This is a genomic window from Streptomyces sp. NPDC007875, assembly GCF_042868035.1.
Lineage (GTDB): Bacteria > Actinomycetota > Actinomycetes > Streptomycetales > Streptomycetaceae > Streptomyces > Streptomyces antimycoticus.
In genome coordinates this window covers 53,895-74,555 of the sequence record NZ_JBIADZ010000024.1, presented here as the reverse complement: position 1 = coordinate 74,555, position 20,661 = coordinate 53,895, and the positions used below count along the sequence as shown (strand labels likewise).

General features: G+C 71.2%; 19 protein-coding genes. 6 read left to right on the top strand and 13 right to left on the bottom strand.

Annotated elements, in window-relative coordinates:
* The first annotated feature begins 97 nt into the window (after window positions 1–97).
* Window positions 98–2,623 carry an ABC transporter permease gene (locus tag ACFYOY_RS36635; protein WP_388591941.1) on the top strand — a complete coding sequence of 842 codons (2,526 nt, stop codon included), beginning with the start codon at window positions 98–100 and terminating at the stop codon, window positions 2,621–2,623.
* Window positions 2,624–2,662: 39 nt separating this feature from the next.
* Here ACFYOY_RS36635 and ACFYOY_RS36630 read toward each other — a convergent pair whose 3' ends face one another.
* From ACFYOY_RS36630 to ACFYOY_RS36600, 7 genes are all read right to left on the bottom strand, one after another.
* Complete coding sequence (locus ACFYOY_RS36630) at window positions 2,663–3,514, bottom strand: FHA domain-containing protein (RefSeq protein WP_388591939.1); 852 nt, start codon at window positions 3,512–3,514, stop codon at window positions 2,663–2,665.
* On the bottom strand, window positions 3,511–5,451 hold the full coding sequence (locus ACFYOY_RS36625; RefSeq protein WP_351900168.1) for a serine/threonine-protein kinase: 1,941 nt from the start codon (window positions 5,449–5,451) through the stop codon (window positions 3,511–3,513). The genes ACFYOY_RS36630 and ACFYOY_RS36625 overlap by 4 nt, the downstream gene beginning before the upstream one ends.
* Before the next feature lie 287 nt (window positions 5,452–5,738).
* Complete coding sequence (locus ACFYOY_RS36620) at window positions 5,739–6,173, bottom strand: septal ring lytic transglycosylase RlpA family protein (RefSeq protein ID WP_388591937.1); 435 nt, start codon at window positions 6,171–6,173, stop codon at window positions 5,739–5,741.
* A gap of 58 nt (window positions 6,174–6,231) precedes the next feature.
* On the bottom strand, window positions 6,232–7,056 hold the full coding sequence (locus ACFYOY_RS36615; RefSeq protein ID WP_351900172.1) for a glycoside hydrolase family protein: 825 nt from the start codon (window positions 7,054–7,056) through the stop codon (window positions 6,232–6,234).
* 61 nt (window positions 7,057–7,117) lie between these two features.
* Window positions 7,118–7,912 carry a thaumatin family protein gene (locus tag ACFYOY_RS36610; RefSeq protein WP_388591935.1) on the bottom strand — a complete coding sequence of 265 codons (795 nt, stop codon included), beginning with the start codon at window positions 7,910–7,912 and terminating at the stop codon, window positions 7,118–7,120.
* A 183-nt stretch (window positions 7,913–8,095) separates the two neighbouring features.
* A complete protein-coding gene (locus tag ACFYOY_RS36605; RefSeq protein WP_388591933.1) occupies window positions 8,096–8,692 on the bottom strand; it encodes an HD domain-containing protein in 597 nt (198 codons plus the stop codon).
* Between the two features lie 62 nt (window positions 8,693–8,754).
* On the bottom strand, window positions 8,755–9,381 hold the full coding sequence (locus ACFYOY_RS36600; protein ID WP_351900178.1) for an alpha-ketoglutarate-dependent dioxygenase AlkB: 627 nt from the start codon (window positions 9,379–9,381) through the stop codon (window positions 8,755–8,757).
* Window positions 9,382–9,577: 196 nt separating this feature from the next.
* On the opposite strand from ACFYOY_RS36600, the gene ACFYOY_RS36595 reads away from it, so the two are divergent.
* The gene (locus tag ACFYOY_RS36595) at window positions 9,578–10,228 is read left to right on the top strand and encodes a L,D-transpeptidase family protein (protein ID WP_388592005.1); all 651 of its coding nucleotides are present in this window, start codon (window positions 9,578–9,580) and stop codon (window positions 10,226–10,228) included.
* A 56-nt stretch (window positions 10,229–10,284) separates the two neighbouring features.
* Here ACFYOY_RS36595 and ACFYOY_RS36590 read toward each other — a convergent pair whose 3' ends face one another.
* Both ACFYOY_RS36590 and ACFYOY_RS36585 read right to left on the bottom strand, forming a co-directional pair.
* Complete coding sequence (locus ACFYOY_RS36590; RefSeq protein WP_388591931.1) at window positions 10,285–11,220, bottom strand: fumarylacetoacetate hydrolase family protein; 936 nt, start codon at window positions 11,218–11,220, stop codon at window positions 10,285–10,287.
* Window positions 11,192–12,523, bottom strand: a complete 1,332-nt coding sequence (locus ACFYOY_RS36585; RefSeq protein WP_388591929.1) for an MFS transporter — start codon at window positions 12,521–12,523, stop codon at window positions 11,192–11,194. Before ACFYOY_RS36585 ends, ACFYOY_RS36590 begins: the two co-directional genes overlap by 29 nt.
* A 196-nt stretch (window positions 12,524–12,719) precedes the next feature.
* Between ACFYOY_RS36585 and ACFYOY_RS36580 the strand changes: the two genes are divergently transcribed.
* The gene (locus ACFYOY_RS36580; protein ID WP_351900186.1) at window positions 12,720–14,069 is read left to right on the top strand and encodes an enolase C-terminal domain-like protein; all 1,350 of its coding nucleotides are present in this window, start codon (window positions 12,720–12,722) and stop codon (window positions 14,067–14,069) included.
* A gap of 17 nt (window positions 14,070–14,086) precedes the next feature.
* Window positions 14,087–14,836 carry a FadR/GntR family transcriptional regulator gene (locus ACFYOY_RS36575; protein WP_351900188.1) on the top strand — a complete coding sequence of 250 codons (750 nt, stop codon included), beginning with the start codon at window positions 14,087–14,089 and terminating at the stop codon, window positions 14,834–14,836.
* A 58-nt stretch (window positions 14,837–14,894) separates the two neighbouring features.
* On the opposite strand, the gene ACFYOY_RS36570 is transcribed toward ACFYOY_RS36575, so the two are convergent.
* Together ACFYOY_RS36570 and ACFYOY_RS36565 are read right to left on the bottom strand one after the other, a co-directional pair.
* The gene (locus ACFYOY_RS36570) at window positions 14,895–15,956 is read right to left on the bottom strand and encodes a polyprenyl synthetase family protein (RefSeq protein WP_388592003.1); all 1,062 of its coding nucleotides are present in this window, start codon (window positions 15,954–15,956) and stop codon (window positions 14,895–14,897) included.
* Between the two features lie 53 nt (window positions 15,957–16,009).
* Window positions 16,010–17,056, bottom strand: coding sequence for a tetratricopeptide repeat protein (locus tag ACFYOY_RS36565; protein WP_351900190.1), 1,047 nt, complete (start codon window positions 17,054–17,056; stop codon window positions 16,010–16,012).
* Window positions 17,057–17,350: 294 nt separating this feature from the next.
* Between ACFYOY_RS36565 and ACFYOY_RS36560 the strand changes: the two genes are divergently transcribed.
* Complete coding sequence (locus tag ACFYOY_RS36560) at window positions 17,351–18,742, top strand: 2-oxoadipate dioxygenase/decarboxylase family protein (RefSeq protein WP_351900192.1); 1,392 nt, start codon at window positions 17,351–17,353, stop codon at window positions 18,740–18,742.
* A gap of 4 nt (window positions 18,743–18,746) precedes the next feature.
* Here the strand turns inward: ACFYOY_RS36560 and ACFYOY_RS36555 are convergent, their stop codons facing one another.
* Window positions 18,747–19,160 (bottom strand): DUF4186 domain-containing protein, encoded by a 414-nt coding sequence (locus ACFYOY_RS36555; RefSeq protein ID WP_388591926.1) that lies wholly within the window; start codon window positions 19,158–19,160, stop codon window positions 18,747–18,749.
* Window positions 19,161–19,275: 115 nt separating this feature from the next.
* On the opposite strand from ACFYOY_RS36555, the gene ACFYOY_RS36550 reads away from it, so the two are divergent.
* Window positions 19,276–20,034: a class I SAM-dependent methyltransferase gene (locus ACFYOY_RS36550; protein ID WP_388591924.1), complete on the top strand. Its 759-nt coding sequence runs from the start codon at window positions 19,276–19,278 to the stop codon at window positions 20,032–20,034.
* Window positions 20,035–20,043: 9 nt separating this feature from the next.
* On the opposite strand, the gene ACFYOY_RS36545 is transcribed toward ACFYOY_RS36550, so the two are convergent.
* Window positions 20,044–20,604, bottom strand: coding sequence for a GNAT family protein (locus tag ACFYOY_RS36545; protein ID WP_351900198.1), 561 nt, complete (start codon window positions 20,602–20,604; stop codon window positions 20,044–20,046).
* Window positions 20,605–20,661: the final 57 nt, after the last annotated feature.

The window sequence follows — 20,661 nt, the reverse complement described above, 5'->3', positions numbered from 1 at the left end:
CCGCGCCCTCGCGAAGGATGGCATCCGGGCGACCGGAGAGCGCTCGAGCGTGATCCGGCACGCCCCTTCCGACCGTTATCCCTTCCGAAGGCCACCGATGTTCCGCACCGCCCTGCGCACCCTCCGATCCCATCGGCTCCGTTTCGCGATGCCCGCCCTCGCCGTCGTGCTCGGCGTGGCCTTCGTGACCGGGTCGCTGCTCTACGGCGACTCCGTCCAAGCGGCCGTGAACCGCGCACACTCCAACTCCCAGCCCGATGCGTCCGTCTCGATCACCGCGGACTCCCCTGCCGCGGACCCCTCCGAAGCACACCCGCTCGATGACACGCTTCTGCGGCGGCTCCGGGCGCTGCCGTCGGCGGCCACGGCGCGCGGTGTGGTGGAGGGCCGCTCCTTCCTCGTCGGCTCCGACGGCACTCTGGTGGGCGATCTGTACCAGGCCGCGGGCGTCAACTATGTGCCCGACGACAGCGGCGAGGACGTCCGCTATCCGCTCACCGCGGGCCGCGGCCCCCGTGGCGCCACCGAGATCGCCGTCGACCGGCGGACCGCCGAGCGCGCCGGGTACCGGGTGGGGGCGAGGGTCCGCATCGTCGTGGACGGCACAGCCCGCGACGCGCGGCTGGTCGGCGTCTTCACCGCCCATGACAGCCGCGTGGACTCCGGCGGTACGCTCACCGCCTTCGACACCGCCACCGCACAACGGCACTTCGCTCCCACGCCGAACGGCTACTCGACGATCACCTTGACCGCCGCCGACGGCACATCGGATGCTCAACTCGCCCAGCAGGCAAAGAAGTTGTTGCCTTCCGGACTGCGAGCGGTCACCCGCGCGGATCTGGAGTCCGGGGCCGCCTCCGAGAAGGACACGGACAAGCTCACCACACTGCTGCTGAGCTTCGCCGGTGTCGCCCTGTTCGTCTCCACCTTCCTGGTCGCCAACACCTTCACCATGCTCAGCGCGGCCCGTGCCCGGGAACACGCGCTGCTGCGGGCGGTCGGCGCCACCAGGAACCATGTGATGCGGATGGTGCTGGCCGAGGCCGCCATGGTCGGCACCGCCGCCTCGGCCATCGGTTACGGGCTGGGCATCGGTGCCGCGAACCTGCTGGGCAGCCTGTTCGACACCTCCGGTGCGGGGACTGCCGCCGTGCAGGCGTGGTCCGTCAAACCGCTTCTCGCGGCCTTCGCCGTCGGCATCGGCGTCACCGTCCTCGCGGCCTACGTCCCGGCCCGCCGGGCGGCGGCCGTCGCGCCCGTGGCGGCGCTGCGGACCGTCCAGCCGTCCACCGCCGCCTCGCTGCGCCGCCGCAACACCATCGGGCTGATCGTCACCGCGTGCGGAGCGCTGCTGGTCGCCGCAGCCGTCGGCGAGCCGGACCTCCTCTTCGGTGCCGTGCCCCTGCTGCTGGTCGGCCTGATCGTCCTCACTCCGCTGCTCGCCCTGGGCGTCACCGGGCTGCTGCGCTCCCCGCTGACCCGGCTGGCGGGCATCCGGGGCAAGCTGGCGGTGGAGAACGCCCGCCGCAATCCACGGCGTACGGCGGCCACGGCGACCACCCTGATGGTCGGTCTGGCGATGGTTACCGCCGTCACCGTGGTCGTCGCCTCCGTGAACCGCTTCGACGAGCAGGAGGTGGACAGCTCCATGACCTCGGACCTGCGGATCACGGCCGTCGACTTCGGGAAGATCGGCGAGGGCACGGCGGCCCGGGTGGGGCGGCTCGCCGACGCCGAGGCCGTCACACCCGTCATCCACACCTACCTCGACGTCCCCCACAAGACGTCCCTGGAAGTCACCGCGGTCGACCCCGCCGCGGTGGAACGCGCGGCCTCGCTGTCCGTCCGCGAGGGGTCGCTGGACCGCCTCGGCCATGGCATCGCCGTCACCGAGGAGCTGGCCGCCGCCCACGGCTGGCGGCTCGGCTCCCGTGTCAGCGGCACCTTCACCGGCGCGAGCGCGCGTACGCCGGGCACCCGCACCAGCCTGCCCGTCGTGGCGATCTACGACGGCCCGGACGATCTGAGCCCCGCCCTCGTCTCCGACCGCGCCCTGCCGCGTCCGGCCGGCGCCGAGGACCGGCCGACCATCGACTCGGTCCTGGTCAAGGCCGCCCCCGGCCGTACCGCCGCGCTCCGGGAGGAGATCCGGCGCACCCTGGACAACCCGGCGCTGCTCGTCCAGGACCGCGCCGACGCGAGGGCCGCCGCCACCGCGCGGACCGCGCCGTTCCTCAACATCATGTACGCCATGCTCAGCGTCACCGTGCTGATCGGCGCCCTCGGGGTGGTCAACACCATGGGCATGGCCGTCTTCGAACGGGTCCGGGAGATCGGACTTCTGCGGGCCATCGGGCTGGACCGCGCCGGCGTGGGATCGGTGCTGCGCCTGGAGTCGGTGACCATCTCGCTCTTCGGCTCCGCGCTCGGTGTCCTCGCCGGTACGGCCATCGGCGCGGCGGCCGTCCTCGGCCAGGAGGTCGTTCCGCTCGTCATCCCGTGGGACCGGGCGGCCCTCTTCTTCCTCGCGAGCGCCGCGATCGGTGTTCTCGCCTCGCTCTGGCCGGGGCGTCAGGCAGCACGCCTCCCGATGCTGGAGGCCATCGGCGCGGATACCGAATGACCGGCGGGGCGGCGGGCACCGAGGACGCGGGCCGGGCGGTCAGGCGGCGTCGATCAGAGCCAGGTCCGGGGGGACGAGCGTGGTCGACATCATCAGGACACGGATCAGATGGTCGTTGAGCGCGTTGCCGACCGGTTCACCGACCTCCTCGCGGGTCAGCCAGGGCACTCCGTCCCGGGACAGCATCATGCGGACCCGGTTGATCAGGTGCTCGACACGCTTCTCCCGCCAGCCCTCGCCGGGGCGCAACTCCGCCAGCTGGGCGGCCGTCTGCTTCCAGGTGAGGGGCTGCGGCCGGGGTTCGTGGAGCAGATACCGCTGGCCGAGGACGACGAGCGCGAGCTTCTCCTCATCGGTGAGCACCCATACCCGAGGCGGGCGGGTGACCTCCCCGGGCAGCGCTACGGGCCGCTCGGCCTCGGGGCCGCTGACGAACACCTCCAGCAGATGCTCACGGTCCCGCGAGCCCCGGACGAACAGCGGGGTGTAGCCGCTCTCGAGGGGCAGTGGCTCCTCGCCCGTGAAGAGCAGCCGGGTCGGGAAGCGGAGGGGCAGCCGGCCGCTGTTGGCGACCCACCAGCGGCCATGGCGGTGGGTCAGGCTGCCCTGGCAGCGGCTGACCTGGGGGTCGTCCTCGCCCACACAGACGTGCACCTCGGGGCGGTTCCGCCCGAAGAGCAGCTCACGGCCGTCGCCGGGGCCCAAGGTCATGCCACCGGTCAGCGCGAGAGCGAAGGCGGTGCCCGGCACCGGCGCGGTCACACCGCGGGCCAGGCTGCCGTGCGCGGCGGGCAGAAGGCGGCCGCCTGCGGCGGGACGGCCGGTGGCGGGGCGGCGGGCGGCGGGGGCCCGCCCGGTGGTACGACGGTCGCTGCCGGGAGGCGTGGTCATGAACTCGGTAGTTTCTTCGCGGCCGTGGCGGCGAGCGCCTTGGCGGTCTGGCAGAGCTTTTTGGTGGGCTTCGGCCCGTAGACGTTCAACGACATCAACTCAACGGTGTCATCACCGAGGGAGTTGCGGTACGAGCGGTGCAGCACCCGGACGAGGCATGAGTCGTCGTCCCACTCCTCGGGCGACACGGAGCTCAGCTTCCCGGCGATCTCCGCCCGCTGCCCGTCCTCCGGGGAGAAGTCATTGTCCCGGGTGAACTCCAGCTCCACTCCCGCGTCCGAGCTGTCCGCCCACTCGCACCGCCAGTCCCCGAAGCCCGGGTCGCGGTCCTTCACCCGCACGCCGGCGATCCGCTTGAGCTCGTCGCCGTCCAGCAGCCGGCATGCGTCTCCGCTGACCAGGGAGCTCGCGACCGGCTGCCCCGAGCGCCGGGGGACCTGGCCGCGGTCCAGCACACTGACCGCGTAGTCGGTGGCGGCGTCGCCCAGTTGGCACGGGTCGGGCGCCGGGGTGTCCAACCGCTCGGTGATGATCCAGATCTGCTTCCGGTCGGCGGAGGCGATGTTCCGCACGCACTCGTCCCCCTCGCGCTGGAACGCGCCGACGGTGACGTTGCCGATCCTTCGGGTGGGCACGTCACCGCCCGGCTCCGGCGGGTCGGCGTCGAAGTTGAGCTGGACGTCGGCGATGTCATCGCCGCTCTCGCCGTGCAGCACGACATCGCATCGATCGATCTCGCCGTAGTCCGGGTCGATGACGGTCTCGCCGAAGCGGCTGAGCGAGGCCGCGTTGAGCAGCTTGCAGGGGTCGGCCGTCCGCGCGTCGCCCACGGTGCCGGCCCGTCCCGCCTGTGACAGCGAGTCGGCCGTACCGGAGGCACCACTCCCGCCGTCCTTCCCGGACCCGCCGCTCTCGTCGGAGTGCCCACCGCCCCAGGGGCCGAAGAGGGCGGCCCAGGCAACCAAGGCCGCGGCAGTGCCCACCGCGGTCGTGGTGATCACCACCCGGCGGGTCGGACGGCGCCACGCCCCTCGGACCGACGACGGCAGCAGCCGCATCGTGAACGGGGTGCGGTCCAGCGTGCGGCCGTCGTGCGGGTCCTCGTAAGTGTCCTCGATGTGTTCGAGGTGGGGGGACGACGGGGCGACTCGCCGCAGCAACCGTGCGGCCTGATCGGCGGCGGGGCGCCGCTTGGGCTCCACGTTCAGCAGCGCGGTGAGCGGTTCCACCAGCGGGCCGGCCCGGTGCGGGGTCTCGATATAGCCCTCGATGGCCCGTGCCACATAGGCCATGGGGTGCGATGCCTCGCCGTACGGGGACCGTCCCTCGATCGCCGCGTAGAGGGTCGCGCCCAGGGAGAAGACATCGGACTTCCGGTCGGCCGCGTCCCCCCTGGCCACCTCGGGCGGCAGATACGGCGGTTTGCCGCGCACCCCGCCCGTCCGGGTCACGGTGGCCTGGCTCCACAGCGCCCGGGAGATGCCGAAGTCGGTCAGCTTGGCGACGCCGTCCTCGGTGATCAGGACGTTCTCCGGGGTGACGTCGCCGTGCACCACGCCCTCGGCATGCGACTTCGCCAGCGCGGTGGCGATCTGGCAGCCGATGGAGCCCGCTTCCTCCGGGGTGAGCGCACCACGGTCGCGCACCCTGTCCGCGAGGCTGCCCCCGGACACGTACTCCATGACGATCCAGCAGACCTCGTTCTCTTCCACGAAGTCGAACACCGAGACGATATGCGGATGGTGCAGCCGCGCTGCGTTGCGTGCCTCGTTGGTGAGTCGCAGCGCCGCGCGGTCGTCGTCCGGACGGGCACACTTCACCGCGACCTGGCGGTCCAGCAGCTCATCGTGGGCCCGCCAGACGACGCCCATTCCGCCTCTCCCGATGGGCTCCTGGAGGAGATATCGGTCGGCGACCTTGTCACCGGCCTCCGCCACCACCCGCACCCCCGCTACCCCGTTTCATCGCACCCATCCCGTTCCCGTATCGTTACGGAGAGTACTTGGCCCTGACGTCGGTGGGTAGCGCTTCCGGTGGATAGCCCCCGGAAAGAGGGAAGCCTCCGGCGCACGACGGTCGGTTCCTCAAGCGGACAGCCGGTGTTGGAGGGCGGATCGTCCTCGCGCGCCTGCTTATGTCATGTCCGCCCCACACGGCGTCGCGGGGCGGACATGACCGCGTCACCCGGCCGTCGGCCGGCGTGAAAGGGACCGTCTCAATCGGCTCACGGCACGATTTCCTCCTTGACCACAATGTGGCCGGAGTCCGGGTCGAGCACGCCACCGAGCCGGGCGTACGCCCCGTCGGTCAGGTCGAGGCACTTGGGCACCGACGGGGTCCACGCGAAGGTGCCTCGGTCGTTGACGCGCACGACCAGCGACGCGTTGTTCGCGACGTTGGTGACCTTCACCTTGGTTCCGAACGGTAACTGCGGATCGCGGCTCAGAGAGGTCGCCGCGGTGTCCGCGTTGTTGTCGAAGAGCTCCCCGCTGGCGGTATAGGCGCCGGGGGGTATGTAGCCGTAGTGCGTCGCCCAGCAGTTCTCACCGGCCGGCGGGGTGTCGCTGGTCGCCGCGGTGCCCGCCGGGGCGGCACCCAGCACGGCGGTCAGCGCGACGGCGGCGGCCGCCACTCGGCCGATCAGCGTTCCCTTGCGCATGGCGGAGGACCTCACTTCGGGTTGTCGTGGTGTGGCGTGAGCGCGTGTGGGCCGTGCGTCAGCCGGCCGCGCGGTAGGCGGCGCCCGCCTGGTTGGGCGTGCCGCCGTTGTAGAGACCGGTGCCGCCGCGATCGGCGGACAGCGTGAACCACGCGTACCGCTCGACGAAGGACAGCCCCTGGAGCATGGCGGTGGACTTGGTCACGAAGGCGGCCTGCTGGTCCGGGGTCGGATACCTCGGCGTACCGGTCGAGAAGTCGATCAGCGCGTATTCGGTGAGCCAGATCGGCTTCTTGTAGCGGTCGTACGTGGCCTGGAGATAGCTCCGCAGCTGGTCGGTCGCGCGGGTGGGATCGAAGTCCGCGCCGTACCAGTGGAGCGGGATGAAGTCGACCGTGTGGCCGCGGTCGGCGGCGCCCTTCATGAAGCGGTCGAGCCAGCCACCGGCGACGTCGCCGCCGTAGGCCACGGCGGGGGCGCCGAGCCGCATACCGGTCGACTGCAACCGGGGCCACAGGTCGAGGGCCTGCTCCACGGTCATGTTCGCCTGGCCGGCCATGTCCGGCTCATTGAATCCGAGCAGGGTCGTGCCCTCGCTCTTTGCCCGGTCCAGCTCCGCGTCGGTCACCGAGCCCGGCCCCCAGATCATGGGCACGAACTCGACACCGGCCGGGGCGTTGATCTGCTCCCGGCCGGAGGCCCAGGTGTAGAACCAGCCGACCTTGGCGTCGGACATCGCGGCGGTGACCCCGTTGAAGTTCCAGGCACTGACGCCCTTCTTCTTCGGCGCGGCGGTGGCCGCGCCGGTGGCGCCCGCCTGACTGCCCGCGGTCAGCAGGGTCAGCAGCGCCAGCAGTACGGCCAGAGCGCGTATCCTGCGCATCCTGCGCACGTTGTGTCTCCCTTCCTCATCCGGTCCTGGGGCGAAGCGGCGGACCGGCCGGTCAGGCGGCGCTGTGGAAGGTGACGGTGAAACCGCTGCACTGGGCGCACTGCTGCATCACCTGGTTGCCCGGCTCCTGGTCCTGCTTGGACCAGCCGTAGGCCTTGGGGCAATGGGCGGCGATCATGTCGCTGTAGGGCGTCTTGGCGTCCCGGTTGGGGCTGGTGCACAGCATCGGCTTGCCGTCCGGCCACCGCGTCAGATTGTCGGGGGGACACAGCGGCAGCAGATTTTCCGAGCAGCCCATGGTGCCGCATCCGCCGCCGCCCGTGGCGTTCTTCGGGGCGATGGTGACCGGCTGCGAAAAGGCGTTGACGTAGCTGACGTTGTACCAGGGAGCGAGCGCGTCCTTGGTGTCGAAGTTGAACTCCGCGAGGCTGGTGGGCTGTTCGCTTCGCTCGCAGTGATCGGCGAACGTGCCGCAGTCCCCCACCAGGCAGTGGAAGGTGCTGCCCGATGTCCCGGTGCATCCCTGGCGGGCGAAGAACTTGCCACGCCAGTGGCCGGGTTCCGCCGTTTCGGGGATCGTCACCGTGCCGGACTGTCCGGGCTCCATCGTGGGTAACGCGGCGAGCGGCTTGGATCCGTCGTTGTTGACATCACTGCCGATCCATACGGTCTTCCCGGTGTCGTTGACGAACGTGACCGTATGATCGACCGCCGCGGCCGGTGCGGCGCGGGACAGCAGGTCCACTCCGGCGCCGGGGGTGGCGGCCGCGCTGGTCCCGGATGGGGGGCTCAGCGCCACCAGGACCGCGACGGCCGCGGCGGCCAGGGCGGTCATGATTTTCCGCATGTCGCCTCTTTCGACATTGTCAAGATCATGACAATCTTGACGCACGAGAAACTCTCCGAGGTCCGGCCCCGGATGAGGACATCCACCCGAGGGCACGCTCCAGAGCTGACGGTCCCTCATGACAGCGTCCCGAGCCATATATGTCAATGGTCTGGACCAAAATCAGCCGCGCCCGGCCCCGACTCAGGACAGCGGATGGCCGTACCGCGCCTGGAGGGACGTGAGGTCGGGCTCGCCGAACCGCTCACGCAGGAGCTGAAACGCATCGACCTTGTCGCTGCCGAACCTCCGCACGTAGGTGGCGTAGGAGTCGGCGGTGAGGAACTTCGGTGGCGAGGTCTTGCTGTGGAACTTGTCCGCGTACATCACCAGTTGCTCCTCGGTGGTGTCGGCGGTGTAATCGGCCGGCGGGAGATCCAGCTTCTGTGCGCGGATGTCGTCCCCGGTGATGCCGACGCCCGTGTGGTGGGAGCAGAAGCGACACAGGGGCTCCGGAAAGCCTTCCTGGCGGAGGATCTCGTGGCCGAGGACTCCGTGGCGGATGTAGTTGCCCTCGTCGAGCCGGCCCGTTGGGTCGTAGAGCCGATACACACCGATGTCGTGAAGCAGTGCCCCCGCGCGGACGAGGGAGACGTCGAGCCGTAGCCCGGAGCGCGCCATGAGCTGCTCCGCGATATGGCAGACGATCTCGCAGTGGGTGTACACAAGATCCAAGGCGCCACGCGTCGGCGCGTACTTCCCGTGCAGCGCACGCACCTCGTCGACGGTCGGCAGAATCACCGCCGCAGCGTAACAACCACAGCGGCTGCGCACGGCGGACAACCGTGGTCAGGCAGTCGGCTTCACCTCACGCCGCTGGGGCGAAATTGGATGCTGATCCGTGGGCCGGTGGCGCGGGAGGATTTGGGGATCGCGTGTTCCCAGGTCCGCTGACAGGAGCCGCCCATCACCAGCAGGTCGCCGTGGCCGAGCGGCCGTCGCATGGCGCTGCCGCCACCACGCGGGCGGAGCAGCAGGTCCCGGGGCGCACCCACGGACAGGATGGCGACCATGGTGTCCTCGCTTCTGCCGCGGCCGATGCGGTCGCCGTGCCAGGCCACGCTGTCCTGGCCGTCGCGGTAGTAGCACAGCCCGGCCGTGGTGAAGGGCTCGCCCAGCTCGGTGGCGTAGTACGTGGAGAGCGCCTCCCGGGCCTCGGACAGGACGGGGTGCGGCAGCGGGTCCTCGGCGCCGTAGAACGCGAGCAGCCGTGGGACGTCCACCACCTGCTCGTACATATGCCGCCGCTCGGCCTTCCAGGGGACCTCGGCGACGAGCCGGGAGAACAGGTCGTCCGCTCCCCTCAGCCACGCGGGCAGCAGATCGACCCAGGCCCCGGACCCGAGCTCGGTCCTGCGCATCCCGCGCAGCGAGCCGAGGCCGATGTCGTTGGTCTGATCGAAGAGCGAGCCCTGGAGATACGCACCCATGTGTGCAGCGTACCCGCGTAATCGAGCAAACGTTCTACAGGTGGATGCGGAGAACCCGGCCGTGGCTGCTTCTGCGGTGACACCGCAGGTCAGCGGCCGGTCGCCGCCGGGCACCGGTCCGCCGCACGACGCCCCCGACGTCGTCACCATCGTCCGAGCCGTCGCGGGACACTGGGACCCTGACGCGTTCCCCTCCGTGTCGGCCGGGGGTCGGCCCATGACCATGCGCACACCACGCCGCACACCGCTTCCGGTCGCCCCGGCGCCGCCGCCGGGGCTGGGGCCCCGGACCTGGGCCGAGGTGCCGCGCCGGTCCGGGCAGGTCCTGGTGGTGAGGGGCCGCGACCGGAATGCGGCGGTGTCCACGGCGGTGCTGTACGAGCGCACCGGGACCGGCTGGCGGGCCGGGGCGAGCCGGCCGGCGCACAACGCGCTCAACGGCTGGACCGACCACCACCGGGAAGGCGATCTGCGCTCCCCCACCGGCGTCTACACCCTCACGGACGCCGGCGGACGGCTCCCCGACCCCGGAACACGGCTGCCCTACGACCGGTCGGCCGGCTTCACCGCGGGTGGCACGGGCTTCGAGGGCGAGCCCCTGTCCGGCTCGTTCGACTACGTGATCGCCATCGACTACAACCGCAGGCCCGGCACCTCTCCCCTGGACCGGGCCCGTCCCCTCGGCCCGGACCGGGGCGGCGGCATCTGGCTGCACATCGATCACGGCGGCCCCACGCGCGGCTGTGTCAGCCTCGGGAAGGGTCCCATGAAGGAGCTGCTCCGGGCACTGGACCCCGCTCGTGAGCCCGTCGTCGTCATGGGGGACGCGGCTTGGCTGGAACGCTGAGCGCCGGGCCGTGCACGGCGGAGCACCGGTGCGGTGACCGCCGTCACGGCAGCGGATCACTCCGGGAAGCCGCCGCGGTGGGCACGGCGTGTCAGCGGATGGTTGATGGCCTCCACCAGCCAGTCCAGGTCGGCCTGATGGGCCCGTACCGGGTTGCGCAGGGTGCCGACCCCTTCGATGGAGATCTCCACCATGTCCCCGGCGTGGAGTGTGAAGTCGAGCGCGGGCACGATGCCGGTGCCGGTGGACAGCACGGCGCCGTCGGGGAAGGGTTGGGAGCGCCACAGATGGTCCACCAGCCCCTGCGGGGTGCGGTGGAACGCGGCGGTGGAGGTGGACGCCCGGTAGGCCGCCTCGCCGTCGCGCCATACCGCCATGGTGATGTCCAGCGCGTCGGGCGCGTCGATCTCCCACGCGGGCACGATGGCCGAGGAGACGGCGGCGCTTCCGGCGTAGATCTTGGCCTGGGGGAGGTAGAGCGGGTTCTCGCCCTCGATGGACCGTGAGCTGACGTCGTCGGCGACCAGATAACCGACGGTCTCGCCGTGCCGGTTGAGCACCAGCGCCAGTTCGGGCTCGGGAACGTTCAGCTCGGAGTCGTCCCGTACGGCGATCGGCTCGCCGTCGGTCACCACCCGCCAGGGCGGCGATTTGAAGAACAGCTCAGGGCGCTCGGCGTCGTAGATCCGCTCGTACACCGACTGTTCGGTGCTCTCCTCCACCCTGGCCTCGCGCGAGCGTTCATACGTCACCCCCGCCGCCCACAGCTCCATCAGCCCGTCCAGCGGTGGCAGCGGCAGGACGTCCGGCTCATGGACGGCCGCCGGTCCGGCGGCGGTGTTCTCCACCAGGGCCCGCAGCTCCGCCACGGACAGCCGCAGCAGCTCGGCGATGAGCGGTGCTCCGGGGAAGGCCCGTACCCCGCCGGTGTCGTCGGCCACTCCGGTCCGGACGGTCCCGGCGTCATCGGCGAAGCGCACGATGCGTGTCATCTGTCGTCCTCTCCTCTCGTGACGGTGCAGTCGGTCCTCCTACCCAACGGAGCGTGGTGGCCGTGCACACGCCGACCGCCACGATGGCGGCGATGGCGTAGAGCCCGGTGGCGCCCGAGCCGGTCCCCGACTCCGCGACCCCCATCAGATACGGGCCCAGGAAGCCGCCGAGGTTGCCGAAGCCGGAGATCAGCGCGATGGTTCCGGCCATATGGGCGCCGGACAGGATGGTCGGCGGCACGGTCCAGAACACCGGCTGGGCGCCCAGGAAACCGAAGGCGGCCACGCACAGGGCGGCGATGGCGGGGACCGGGGGCAGCAGCACCCCGCCGAGCAGACCGACGACGGTCAGCACCAGGGCGAGCCGCAGCGGCCCGCGCCGGTCGCCGCTGCGGTCCGAGATCCACGGCAGCGCCAGCACACCCAGCAGCGCGCACACCCACGGCAGCGCCGAGACGAAGCCGATGCCCACGTCGCCCAGCCCGTCGATCCGGCCGACGAGCGCCGGGAGCCAGAACGTCACGCCGTAGACGCCGATCTGGATGGCGAAGTACACGAACATCAGCCGCAGCACCCGGCTGTCGGCGAGGGTTTCGCGGACCCGGCGCGGCTCTCTGGCGTCCTCGTCGGGCCGGTCCGCCTCGATGCGCCGGGCGAGCAGGTCCTTCTCCTCTGCGGTCAGCCAGCGGGCTTGTTCGGGGCGGTCGGTGAGCAGCCACGGTACGGCGAGGGCCAGGACCACGGTCGGGGCTCCCTCCAGGATGAACATCCACTGCCAGCCCTCCAGGCCGGCCAGTCCGTGCAGACCGATCAGGAAGCCGCCGAGGGGATTGCCGATGATGCTGGCGACCGCCACGGCGGCCTGGAACATCCCGGTGGCCTTTCCGCGGTCGGCGGCCGGGAACCAGTAGGTGATGTAGAGGATGACACCGGGGAAGAAACCGGCCTCCGCCGCGCCGAGCAGAAACCGCAGCACATAGAAGCCGGTGGGGTTGGACACCAGCGCCATCGCGCAGGACAGCAGTCCCCAGACGAACATCAGCGCGGCCAGCCACCGGCGGGCGCCGAAGCGGTGCAGCACCAGGTTGGAGGGCACGCCCAACAGGGCGTAGCCGATGAAGAAGACACCGGCGCCGAGCCCGAACGCGGTGGCGTCGATTCCGGCGTCGTCGGCGAGATGGGACTTGACCAGGGCGACGTTCGTACGGTCCAGGAAGCTCAGCACGAACATCACGAAGAGTGGGGGGAGCAGGCGTCTGGACACCTTCCGGCGGGTGTTCTCCATGATGGTGGCCGGGTTCATCGGGCCTCCCTGCGGACCACGCTGTCTCGCGGAAACATCTGACCTGTGGAACGTAGGTGGGGGCTACAGTCTTTGACAAGGCCTCAACAACCACGAGTTTTCTTCCAGATACCCCCTGGCAACCACGCCAGACATCTGACATGTTGGTCGACATTGCTCGCTTTCCCTCGCCCTTTTCCCCACAGGAGCGCGTGCCATGACCCTTCGTGTCGTCGACGTCGAGACCATCGATCTCCGCTTCCCGACCTCCCAGCACCTCGACGGCTCCGACGCCATGAACGAGGCTCCGGACTACTCGGCGGCGTACGTGGTGCTCAAGACCGCCGACGACGAGCCCTCCGGCCAGGGCGCGGCGGGGCCCGCACCCGGCGCGGAACCTCTGGAGGGCCATGGCTTCACCTTCACCATCGGCCGCGGCAACGACCTGGCGGTCCAGGCCGCCCGCGCCATCGGGGAGCGGGCCGTCGGCATGGCCGTGGACGAGATCACCGGCGATCTGGGCGGCTTCTCACGCCATCTGCTGGGCGACAGCCAACTGCGCTGGCTCGGCCCGGACAAGGGCGCCATCCATCTGGGAAGCGCCGCGGTGATCAACGCGGCCTGGGATCTCGCCGCCCGGCAGGCGGGCAAGCCCGTGTGGAAGCTCCTCGCCGACCTCTCGCCCCAGGAGGTGGTCGACCTGGTGGACTGGCGCTACCTCAAGGACGCGCTCACCCCCGAGGCCGCCCTGAAGATGCTGGAATCCCGCGCCGGTGGCCGGGCCGAGCGCGAGGCGTATGTGCGCGAGCACGGATATCCCGCGTACACCACCAGCGCGGGCTGGCTCGGATACGACGACACCAAGCTGGCCCGGCTCTGCCAGGAGGCCGTGGACCAGGGCTGGAACTCGGTGAAGCTGAAGGTGGGCGCGAATCTGGAGGACGACATCCGGCGCTGCCGTATCGCCCGCGGGGTCATCGGGCCGGACCGCCGGCTGATGATCGACGCCAATCAGATCCTGGGCGTGGAGGAAGCGGTCACCTGGGCCACGGCGCTTCGGGAGTTCGACATCTGGTGGTTCGAGGAGCCGACCAGCCCCGACGACATCCTCGGACACGCGGCCATCGCCCGGCGGATCGGCGCGACCCGGGTGGCCACCGGCGAACACGCCCATAACGCGGTGATGTTCAAGCAGTTCCTCGCCGCCGACGCGATCAGCGTCTGCCAGATCGACGCCTGCCGCCTGGGCGGAGTCAACGAGGCGGTGGCCGTGCTGCTGCTGGCCTCGGCGTACGGCGTGCCGGTGTGCCCGCACGCCGGGGGTGTCGGCCTGTGCGAACTCGTCCAGCATCTGTCGATCTTCGACTACGTCGCCGTCAGCGGCTCCATGGACGACCGTGTCATCGAGTACGTCGACCATCTCCACGAGCACTTCCACGACCCGGTCCGCATCCGCGGCTCCCGCTATCTCGTCCCCGACACGCCCGGCTACAGCGCCCGGATCCGGCGCGAGACCCTGGAGACCTACCGCTACCCCGACGGACCGGTCTGGAGCCGCCGCGACTGAGTGGCATCCTGGTCGCCATGCCCACCAATCCAGACCGCTCCGGCCCCGGCGGCGACGGTGTCCCCGCCGCCGGGAGCAGTGTCGTCGACATAGCCATCGGCCGGCTGCGCAATCGCATCGAGAGCGGTGAGTTCGCGCCGGGCCACCGTCTGCCCCCGGAGGCGGTGCTGGCGGGCGAGCTCGAACTCTCCCGCCCGTCCCTGCGGGAGGCGGTCCGCGCCCTGGCGATGGCCGGAGTCCTGGACGTACGCCGCGGTGACGGCACCTTCGTCACCGATCTGCGCCCGGACCGGCTGCTGCGCGCCCTCGGCAGCTTCCTGGACCTGGCCCAGGACACCGGTCTGAACGAGATGCTGGAATGCCGCAAGGTCCTGGAGCCGGGCGCGACCGCACTGGCCGCGACCCGCATCGACGAGGCCGCCCTCGACCGGCTCCAGGAGCGGATCGAGCGGATGCGCGGCCTGCACGACCCGGAGGAGCTGGTGCACGAGGACATCGCCTTCCACGCCGACATCGTCGCCGCGTCCGGCAACCGCACGCTGACCTCCCTGGCGGACTCGGTCACCCAGCGCACCGCCCGGGCCCGCATCTGGCGCGCCCTGGTCAAGTCCGATGTGCTGTCCTGGACCCACCAGCAGCACATGGACATCTACACCGCGCTCCGGGCCCATGACAGCCTGGCCGCGTTCACCGCGGCCAGCCGGCATGTGGGCGATGTGGAGCTGTGGGTCCGCGACCGGCTGGACGCGGTCCGCGACCGCCGCTGACCGGCGGACCCGAGTGGCATGGGCGCCCATCGCAAGGGCTCGCACATCCCCCACCGGGTCAGATGTCGCGCCGCGCGAGGAAGCCCAGCAGGGTACGCAGCTCCGCGCTCGCGCGAGGCACGAGCGGCAGACCGTCCAGGCACCTCTCCACGGCGGCGACGTGCCGGTCGGCCTCCACCAGGGCGGCGGAGCGGCCACCCGCCTGCTCGATCAGATCGGCCGCCCGGCGCGTGGTGGCGTCGTCCGGGGTGTCCGGGGACTCCTCCAGGAGCGTGGCCAGCTGACCGGCTGCCGAGGTGTCGCGGGCGCTCAGCGCGGCGAGCACGGGGAAGGTCTTCTTGCGCTGCCGCAGATCGCGGTAGACGGGTTTGCCGGTGACCGCGGGGTCGCCCCAGATGCCCAGCAGGTCGTCCGCCACCTGGAACGCCACGCCCATATGCCGTCCGGCCCGGTCCAGGGCAGCCGCGGTGCTCTCCGGCGCCCCGGCGAGCGCGGCGCCCAGGGCGGCGGCGCAGCCGAGCAGCGCGCCGGTCTTGTGCTCGGCCATCGTGCGGTACTCCTCCGGCCCCACCGCCGCGGGTCCCGTCCAGGGGCGCGATTCGAAGAGCAGGTCGTCCGCCTGGCCGCGGACGAGGTCGCCGAGGGCCACGCTCAGCCGCCGCACCGCGGCCGCGGCTCCGGCGCCGGGCACGGCGGCCAGCGCTTCCACGGCCAGCGCGAACAGGGCGTCACCGGCGAGCACGGCCGGGCCGGTCCCGTATGCCTTCCATACGGTGGGGCGGGTGCGGCGGGTCTGGTCGCCGTCCATGATGTCGTCGTGCAGCAGCGAGAAGGTGTGCACCAGCTCCACCGCCACCGCTCCGGCCACCGCCGCCTCGCCGGAGGCCCCGGCCGCCTCCGCGCACAGCACGGCCAGGGCCTGCCGCACCCCCTTGCCGCCCGCTCCCTCGGCGGGCGTACCGCCCACATCGCACCAGCCGAAGGAGTACGCGGCCATCTCGGCGACCCATGGGTGCAGCCGCCCGACCGTCTCGGCCAGTGCCGGGCGCACCAACTCCCGGCAGCGGCCCAGGATTTCGCCCGCGGTCGCGGTGGTCACGTCCGTGGTCGCGGTGGTCACGTGCGCGGTCGCGGTGGTCTCGTGGGCCCCGAGGAGCACGGGGAACGCCGTCGTCACAGTGCCACCTCCATGACCCCCGTGAGGCCGAACTCCTCCCGGGCACGGTCCACCATCCGGCGGGCGTGCCGCAGCCCGATCCGCTCCAGCACACCGGCCAGTTCGGACAGGTCCTCGTCGGTCCGGGCACGGTCGCGGCCCAGCCGGGCCAGGGACTTGATGAGCCCGAGCCGGGCGAGACCCTCACCGCGCGGCTCGCTCATGTCGCGGAACTCGTCCAGGGCCTGCTCGTACATCGCGCGGGCCTCCTCGTAACGGCCCGCGCGATAGAACACATTGCCGCGCATCTTGTGGTTGTACGCGAGCGCGCTCACCAGGTTCATCTCGCGGCAGATGAGTTCGGCCCCGGAGAGCAGCTCCAGCGCGCGCTCCACATCGCCGTCGCGTACGGAGACGATGTCGGCCATGCCGCGCAGCGCCCACGCGTGTCCGCGCCGGTCATCGGCGCCCGCGGCTATCTCCGCGGCCTCCTGGAACATCGCGTAGGCCGAGTCGTACGACCCGGTGTTGCGGTGCATCTGGGCGATGCCCTCCAGCGCCCATACGGTATGCCGTGCCTCGCCGCGCTTCCGTGCCTCGGCGAGGAGCCGCTCGTGCAGCGCGCCCACGGCCTCGTAGTCGCCCTGGATGCGGCCGGTCTCCGCCATCCCGGCCAGCGAGTAGCCGCGGACGACGATGTCCCCGCCGCGTTCGCCGAATTCGGCCGCGAGTCCGAGCAGCCGCCACGCCAGCGCCAGCGCGCCCCGCTGCCGGGCGAGCGTGCCCCCGCTCCACAGCGCCCACGCCATCGCCCCGAGGTCCCCCGCCGCACGAGCCGCCCGGTAGCTGGCCTTCCACTCGCGGTCGGCCTCGCCCACCTGCCCCAGCCTCCGGTGCGCCTCGGCGACCGCGAGCCCCGCGCGGGCCGCCTCGCCCGGGGAGCCTCCCCGCTCGGCCGCCCGCAACTGCTCGGTGCCCGCCGCCAGCACGTCGACCAGCGAGGAGTTCACGGACAGGGTGGTGAGGGAGCCCTGGTACTCAGGAGCGAATGCTTTGCCGTACATGGATGCCTTTCCGTCTGTTGTTCCCAGGAGCACGCGACTGTCCGCTACACACCGAGTGCATACACCGAGTGCATACACCGCGAGTATGCACTCTATGTATACATGTCGTGTATAGGTGACAGGAAACCGGCCCTGCCAAGGTCACCGGTGCTGCGCGTCCGTTGCCGATCAAGACGCGGCCGGGGCCGGAAAGGTTTACCGACCGGCCCCGCGGGTGGCAAAAAACTTATGGACCCGGGCTCAGTACTCCCGTCCCGATCCGGCACGTCCCCCGACGGAAGGCAGAAACCACCCATGATCAGCCAGTGGCAGCTGCGCGCCGCCTTCGCGGCACGGCTCTCCGACATGTACGGCCGGGAAGTTCCCGCGTACACCACGCTCGTGGACGTCTCGCGCGAGGTCAACGAGGACGTGCTGCGCGCGCGGGGAGCCGACGCCGAGCGTCTGGGGTCCATCGGCCGGGTGACCGCCGAGCGCCACGGCGCCATCCGGGTCGGAACGCCTCAGGAGCTGGGGCAGGTGGCCCGCGTCTTCGGCGCGCTGGGCATGCGCCCGGTCGGCTTCTACGATCTGCGCGAGGCCGCCGCCAGCGCGGTCCCCGTGGTCTCCACCGCCTTCCGCCCCGTGGACGGCGAGGAACTGGCGCGCAACCCCTTCCGCGTCTTCACCTCCCTGCTCACCACCGCCGACCCACGGTTCTTCGACGCCGATCTGCGCTCCCGGCTGGAGACCTTCCTCGCCGGTCGCGAGCTGTTCCCGCCGGAGCTGCTCGCCCTGGCCGACCGCGCGACGGCCGAGCACGGACTGCCCGAGGAGGACGCCGAACGCTTCCTCCACCTCGCCGTGTCCGCCTTCGAGTTGTCACCCGAGCCGGTGGACAAGGTCTGGTACGAGACCCTGGAGAGGATCTCCGCCGTCGCCGCGGACATCGGCGGCGTCCGCAGCACCCACATCAACCACCTCACCCCGCGCGTCCTGGACATCGACGAGCTCTACCGGCGGATGACCGACCGCGGCATCCAGATGATCGACACCATCCAGGGGCCACCTGCCTGGAAGGGCCCCGACGTCCTGCTGCGCCAGACCTCCTTCCGCGCCCTCGACGAACCCCGCGCGATGCGCCTCGCGGACGGCGGTGTCACCACCGGCGCCCTGCGGGTGCGCTTCGGCGAGGTCGAGGCCCGCGGTATCGCCCTCACCCACGACGGCCGCGCCCTGTACGACCGGCTGCTCACCCTCGTCGACCATGAAGTGACCCGCCACCCGGGGGTCGACCGGGGCGAACTGGCCCGCGGCGTATGGGAGGAGCATCTGCCCCACACCGAACGGGAACTGGCCGCCCGAGGATTGGGCTGGTTCACCTACCACGTGGTACCGGACCGCCCGCGCGACGGCAGCCGCCCGCCCGCCGCCATCGGCGAACTGCTGGAGCGGGGCTGGGTACGGGCCGAGCCCATCGTCTACGAGGACTTCCTGCCCCGCTCCGCCGCCGGCATCTTCCAGTCCAACCTCAGCGGGGAGGGCGTACGGGACAACGGTCAGGAGGGCACCGCCCACGACGCCGCATGGCTCTCCGGCGCCATCGGCCGCGATGTCCTGGACCCCTTCGCGCTCTACGAGCGGCAGCAGAGCGGCTCCCTCGCGCGGGTCGCCCGCGAACTGGGGCTCGACGGCGCCCCGGGCTGATCCGTCACCGTCCGCCTGCCGCCACCTCGCGTTCGATCCAACGGCAGATCACCCCCACCACGTACGCCCGCTCCGCCCGGCTCAGTTCCCGGCCCTTGGGGATCTGGTGCCAGCGCTCGAGGCAGGTACGGCAGCAGGTGGCGGTCGCATGCTGGGCGACGAACACGGGGTGGCCGCGGTAGGGCGTCTGCTTGCCGTCCTTGTACGGCTCGGCGGGGGCCAGCCGCTTGGCGATCAGGTCGTAGGCGTGCCAGCGCATCGTCGACGGGCCGCTCAGCTCGGCCGTGGCCCGATCACGACCGCGCAGATGGAACTTCGCGCGGAAGGGGTGGCGCGCGATGGTCTCCAGCCGCTGGTCGAGCGTTTCAGGCATCGGGTCGGACGATTCCGGCATCGGGTCGGGCGTCGGGTCGGACATCGAGAGCTCCCGGAGACGATAAAAACCCCTTTCGATCGTAAGACGGCCCGACCACGACGCCGTGGACGGGTGCCGGACCTTGCGGGTCCGCCAGGCCAGGGGCACTGTGACGGCCATGGTGGACACGCAGTTCTCCGATCGCCGGCTGGCCGCGCTGTACGACCTGTTCTGCCCCTGGGACGAGCGCGGTGATTTCACGTTCTACCTGCCCCTGGTGATGTCCGCCCGCTCCGTCCTGGACGTGGGGTGCGGAACGGGCACGCTGCTGCGCAGGGCGCGGGAGGACGGGCACGAGGGGCGGCTGTGCGGGCTGGATCCCGGGGTGGGGATGCTGGAGGTGGCGCGGGCGTGCCCGGATGTGGAGTGGGTGCTCGGTGACCTGCCCTCGGCACCGGGGTGGAACCGTGCGTTCGATCTGGTGGTGATGACCGGCCACGCCTTTCAGGGGCTTCTCGGCGACGACGAGTTGCGCGGGGCGCTGGCCGTGATCGGCACGGCACTGACCGACGACGGCAGCTTCGTGTTCGAGACCCGCAATCCGCTGGTGCGGGAGTGGGAGGACTGGGACGTGCGGTACTCGGGCGAGGTGGTGGACCCCACCGGGACCATAGTGCGGTGCGTGTGCGAGGTGGAGACGCCGGTGCGGGGCGATCTCGTCTCGGCCACGCACACCTACACCGGCGCGGGCTGGGAGCGGCCCCTGCTGAGCCGCAGCACGCTGCGGTTTCTCGGCCGGGACACGCTGGCGGGGTTCCTGAGTGAGGCCGGGCTGGTCGTGAAGGAGCAGTTCGGGGACTGGGACCGCGGGCCGCTGACCGACACCAGCCCGGAAATCATCACCGTCGCCCGCCGCCCCCGCGGTGAGCGTGATTGACCACGCGATTCAGGATGGCTTCCGGGTCGCCCGCCACTCCGGTGCGAGCACCGACCAGATCTCCATGTCGTGCCGCTCACCCCGGCGCAGATAGCTCTCCCGCAGCACACCGTCCTTCGTCATCCCCAGCCGCCGGGCCACGGCGATGCTGGCCTCGTTCGCGGCGGCGGCAATCCACTCCACGCGGTGGATGCCCCGCTCCTCGACGGCCCAGTCGATGATCACGCGCGCGGCCCGGGTCACCAGCCCCTTGCCCACCGCCGACGGCTCCAGCCAGCAACCCGCCTCCGCGGTGCCCTGGTTGATGTCCATCGTGCGGAAGAGGACTCCGCCGACCAGCTTGCCGTCCGTCCAGATGCCGTAGATCCGCCCGGCGTCGGCCGCCGCCTTGTCCGCGTATCCCTGGAGGAACGCCCGCGCCGACTCCAGGTCAAAGACGGCGTCCGCCAGGGCGATGTACCGGCCGATGGATTCCCGTCCCCGGTCCATGTGCGTAAGGAACTCCTCGGCCTGCCACGGCTCCAGTGGGCGCAGCTCCGCGCCGTCCTCACCCAGGGGTATCGCGTACATCGTCACCTTCCACCGTCCGGACCGGCTCGACCGCCCGCCCACTGCGGAGGGATCCTC

Coding starts and splice junctions, on each gene's coding strand:
- ACFYOY_RS36635 (WP_388591941.1), top strand. CDS start 98: ATGTTCCGCACCGCCCTGCGCACCCTCCGATCCCATCGGCTCCGTTTC.
- ACFYOY_RS36630 (WP_388591939.1), bottom strand. CDS start 3,514: ATGACCACGCCTCCCGGCAGCGACCGTCGTACCACCGGGCGGGCCCCC.
- ACFYOY_RS36620 (WP_388591937.1), bottom strand. CDS start 6,173: ATGCGCAAGGGAACGCTGATCGGCCGAGTGGCGGCCGCCGCCGTCGCG.
- ACFYOY_RS36615 (WP_351900172.1), bottom strand. CDS start 7,056: ATGCGCAGGATACGCGCTCTGGCCGTACTGCTGGCGCTGCTGACCCTG.
- ACFYOY_RS36610 (WP_388591935.1), bottom strand. CDS start 7,912: ATGCGGAAAATCATGACCGCCCTGGCCGCCGCGGCCGTCGCGGTCCTG.
- ACFYOY_RS36600 (WP_351900178.1), bottom strand. CDS start 9,381: ATGGGTGCGTATCTCCAGGGCTCGCTCTTCGATCAGACCAACGACATC.
- ACFYOY_RS36590 (WP_388591931.1), bottom strand. CDS start 11,220: ATGACACGCATCGTGCGCTTCGCCGATGACGCCGGGACCGTCCGGACC.
- ACFYOY_RS36585 (WP_388591929.1), bottom strand. CDS start 12,523: ATGAACCCGGCCACCATCATGGAGAACACCCGCCGGAAGGTGTCCAGA.
- ACFYOY_RS36580 (WP_351900186.1), top strand. CDS start 12,720: ATGACCCTTCGTGTCGTCGACGTCGAGACCATCGATCTCCGCTTCCCG.
- ACFYOY_RS36575 (WP_351900188.1), top strand. CDS start 14,087: ATGCCCACCAATCCAGACCGCTCCGGCCCCGGCGGCGACGGTGTCCCC.
- ACFYOY_RS36565 (WP_351900190.1), bottom strand. CDS start 17,056: ATGTACGGCAAAGCATTCGCTCCTGAGTACCAGGGCTCCCTCACCACC.
- ACFYOY_RS36560 (WP_351900192.1), top strand. CDS start 17,351: ATGATCAGCCAGTGGCAGCTGCGCGCCGCCTTCGCGGCACGGCTCTCC.
- ACFYOY_RS36555 (WP_388591926.1), bottom strand. CDS start 19,160: ATGTCCGACCCGACGCCCGACCCGATGCCGGAATCGTCCGACCCGATG.
- ACFYOY_RS36550 (WP_388591924.1), top strand. CDS start 19,276: ATGGTGGACACGCAGTTCTCCGATCGCCGGCTGGCCGCGCTGTACGAC.
- ACFYOY_RS36545 (WP_351900198.1), bottom strand. CDS start 20,604: ATGTACGCGATACCCCTGGGTGAGGACGGCGCGGAGCTGCGCCCACTG.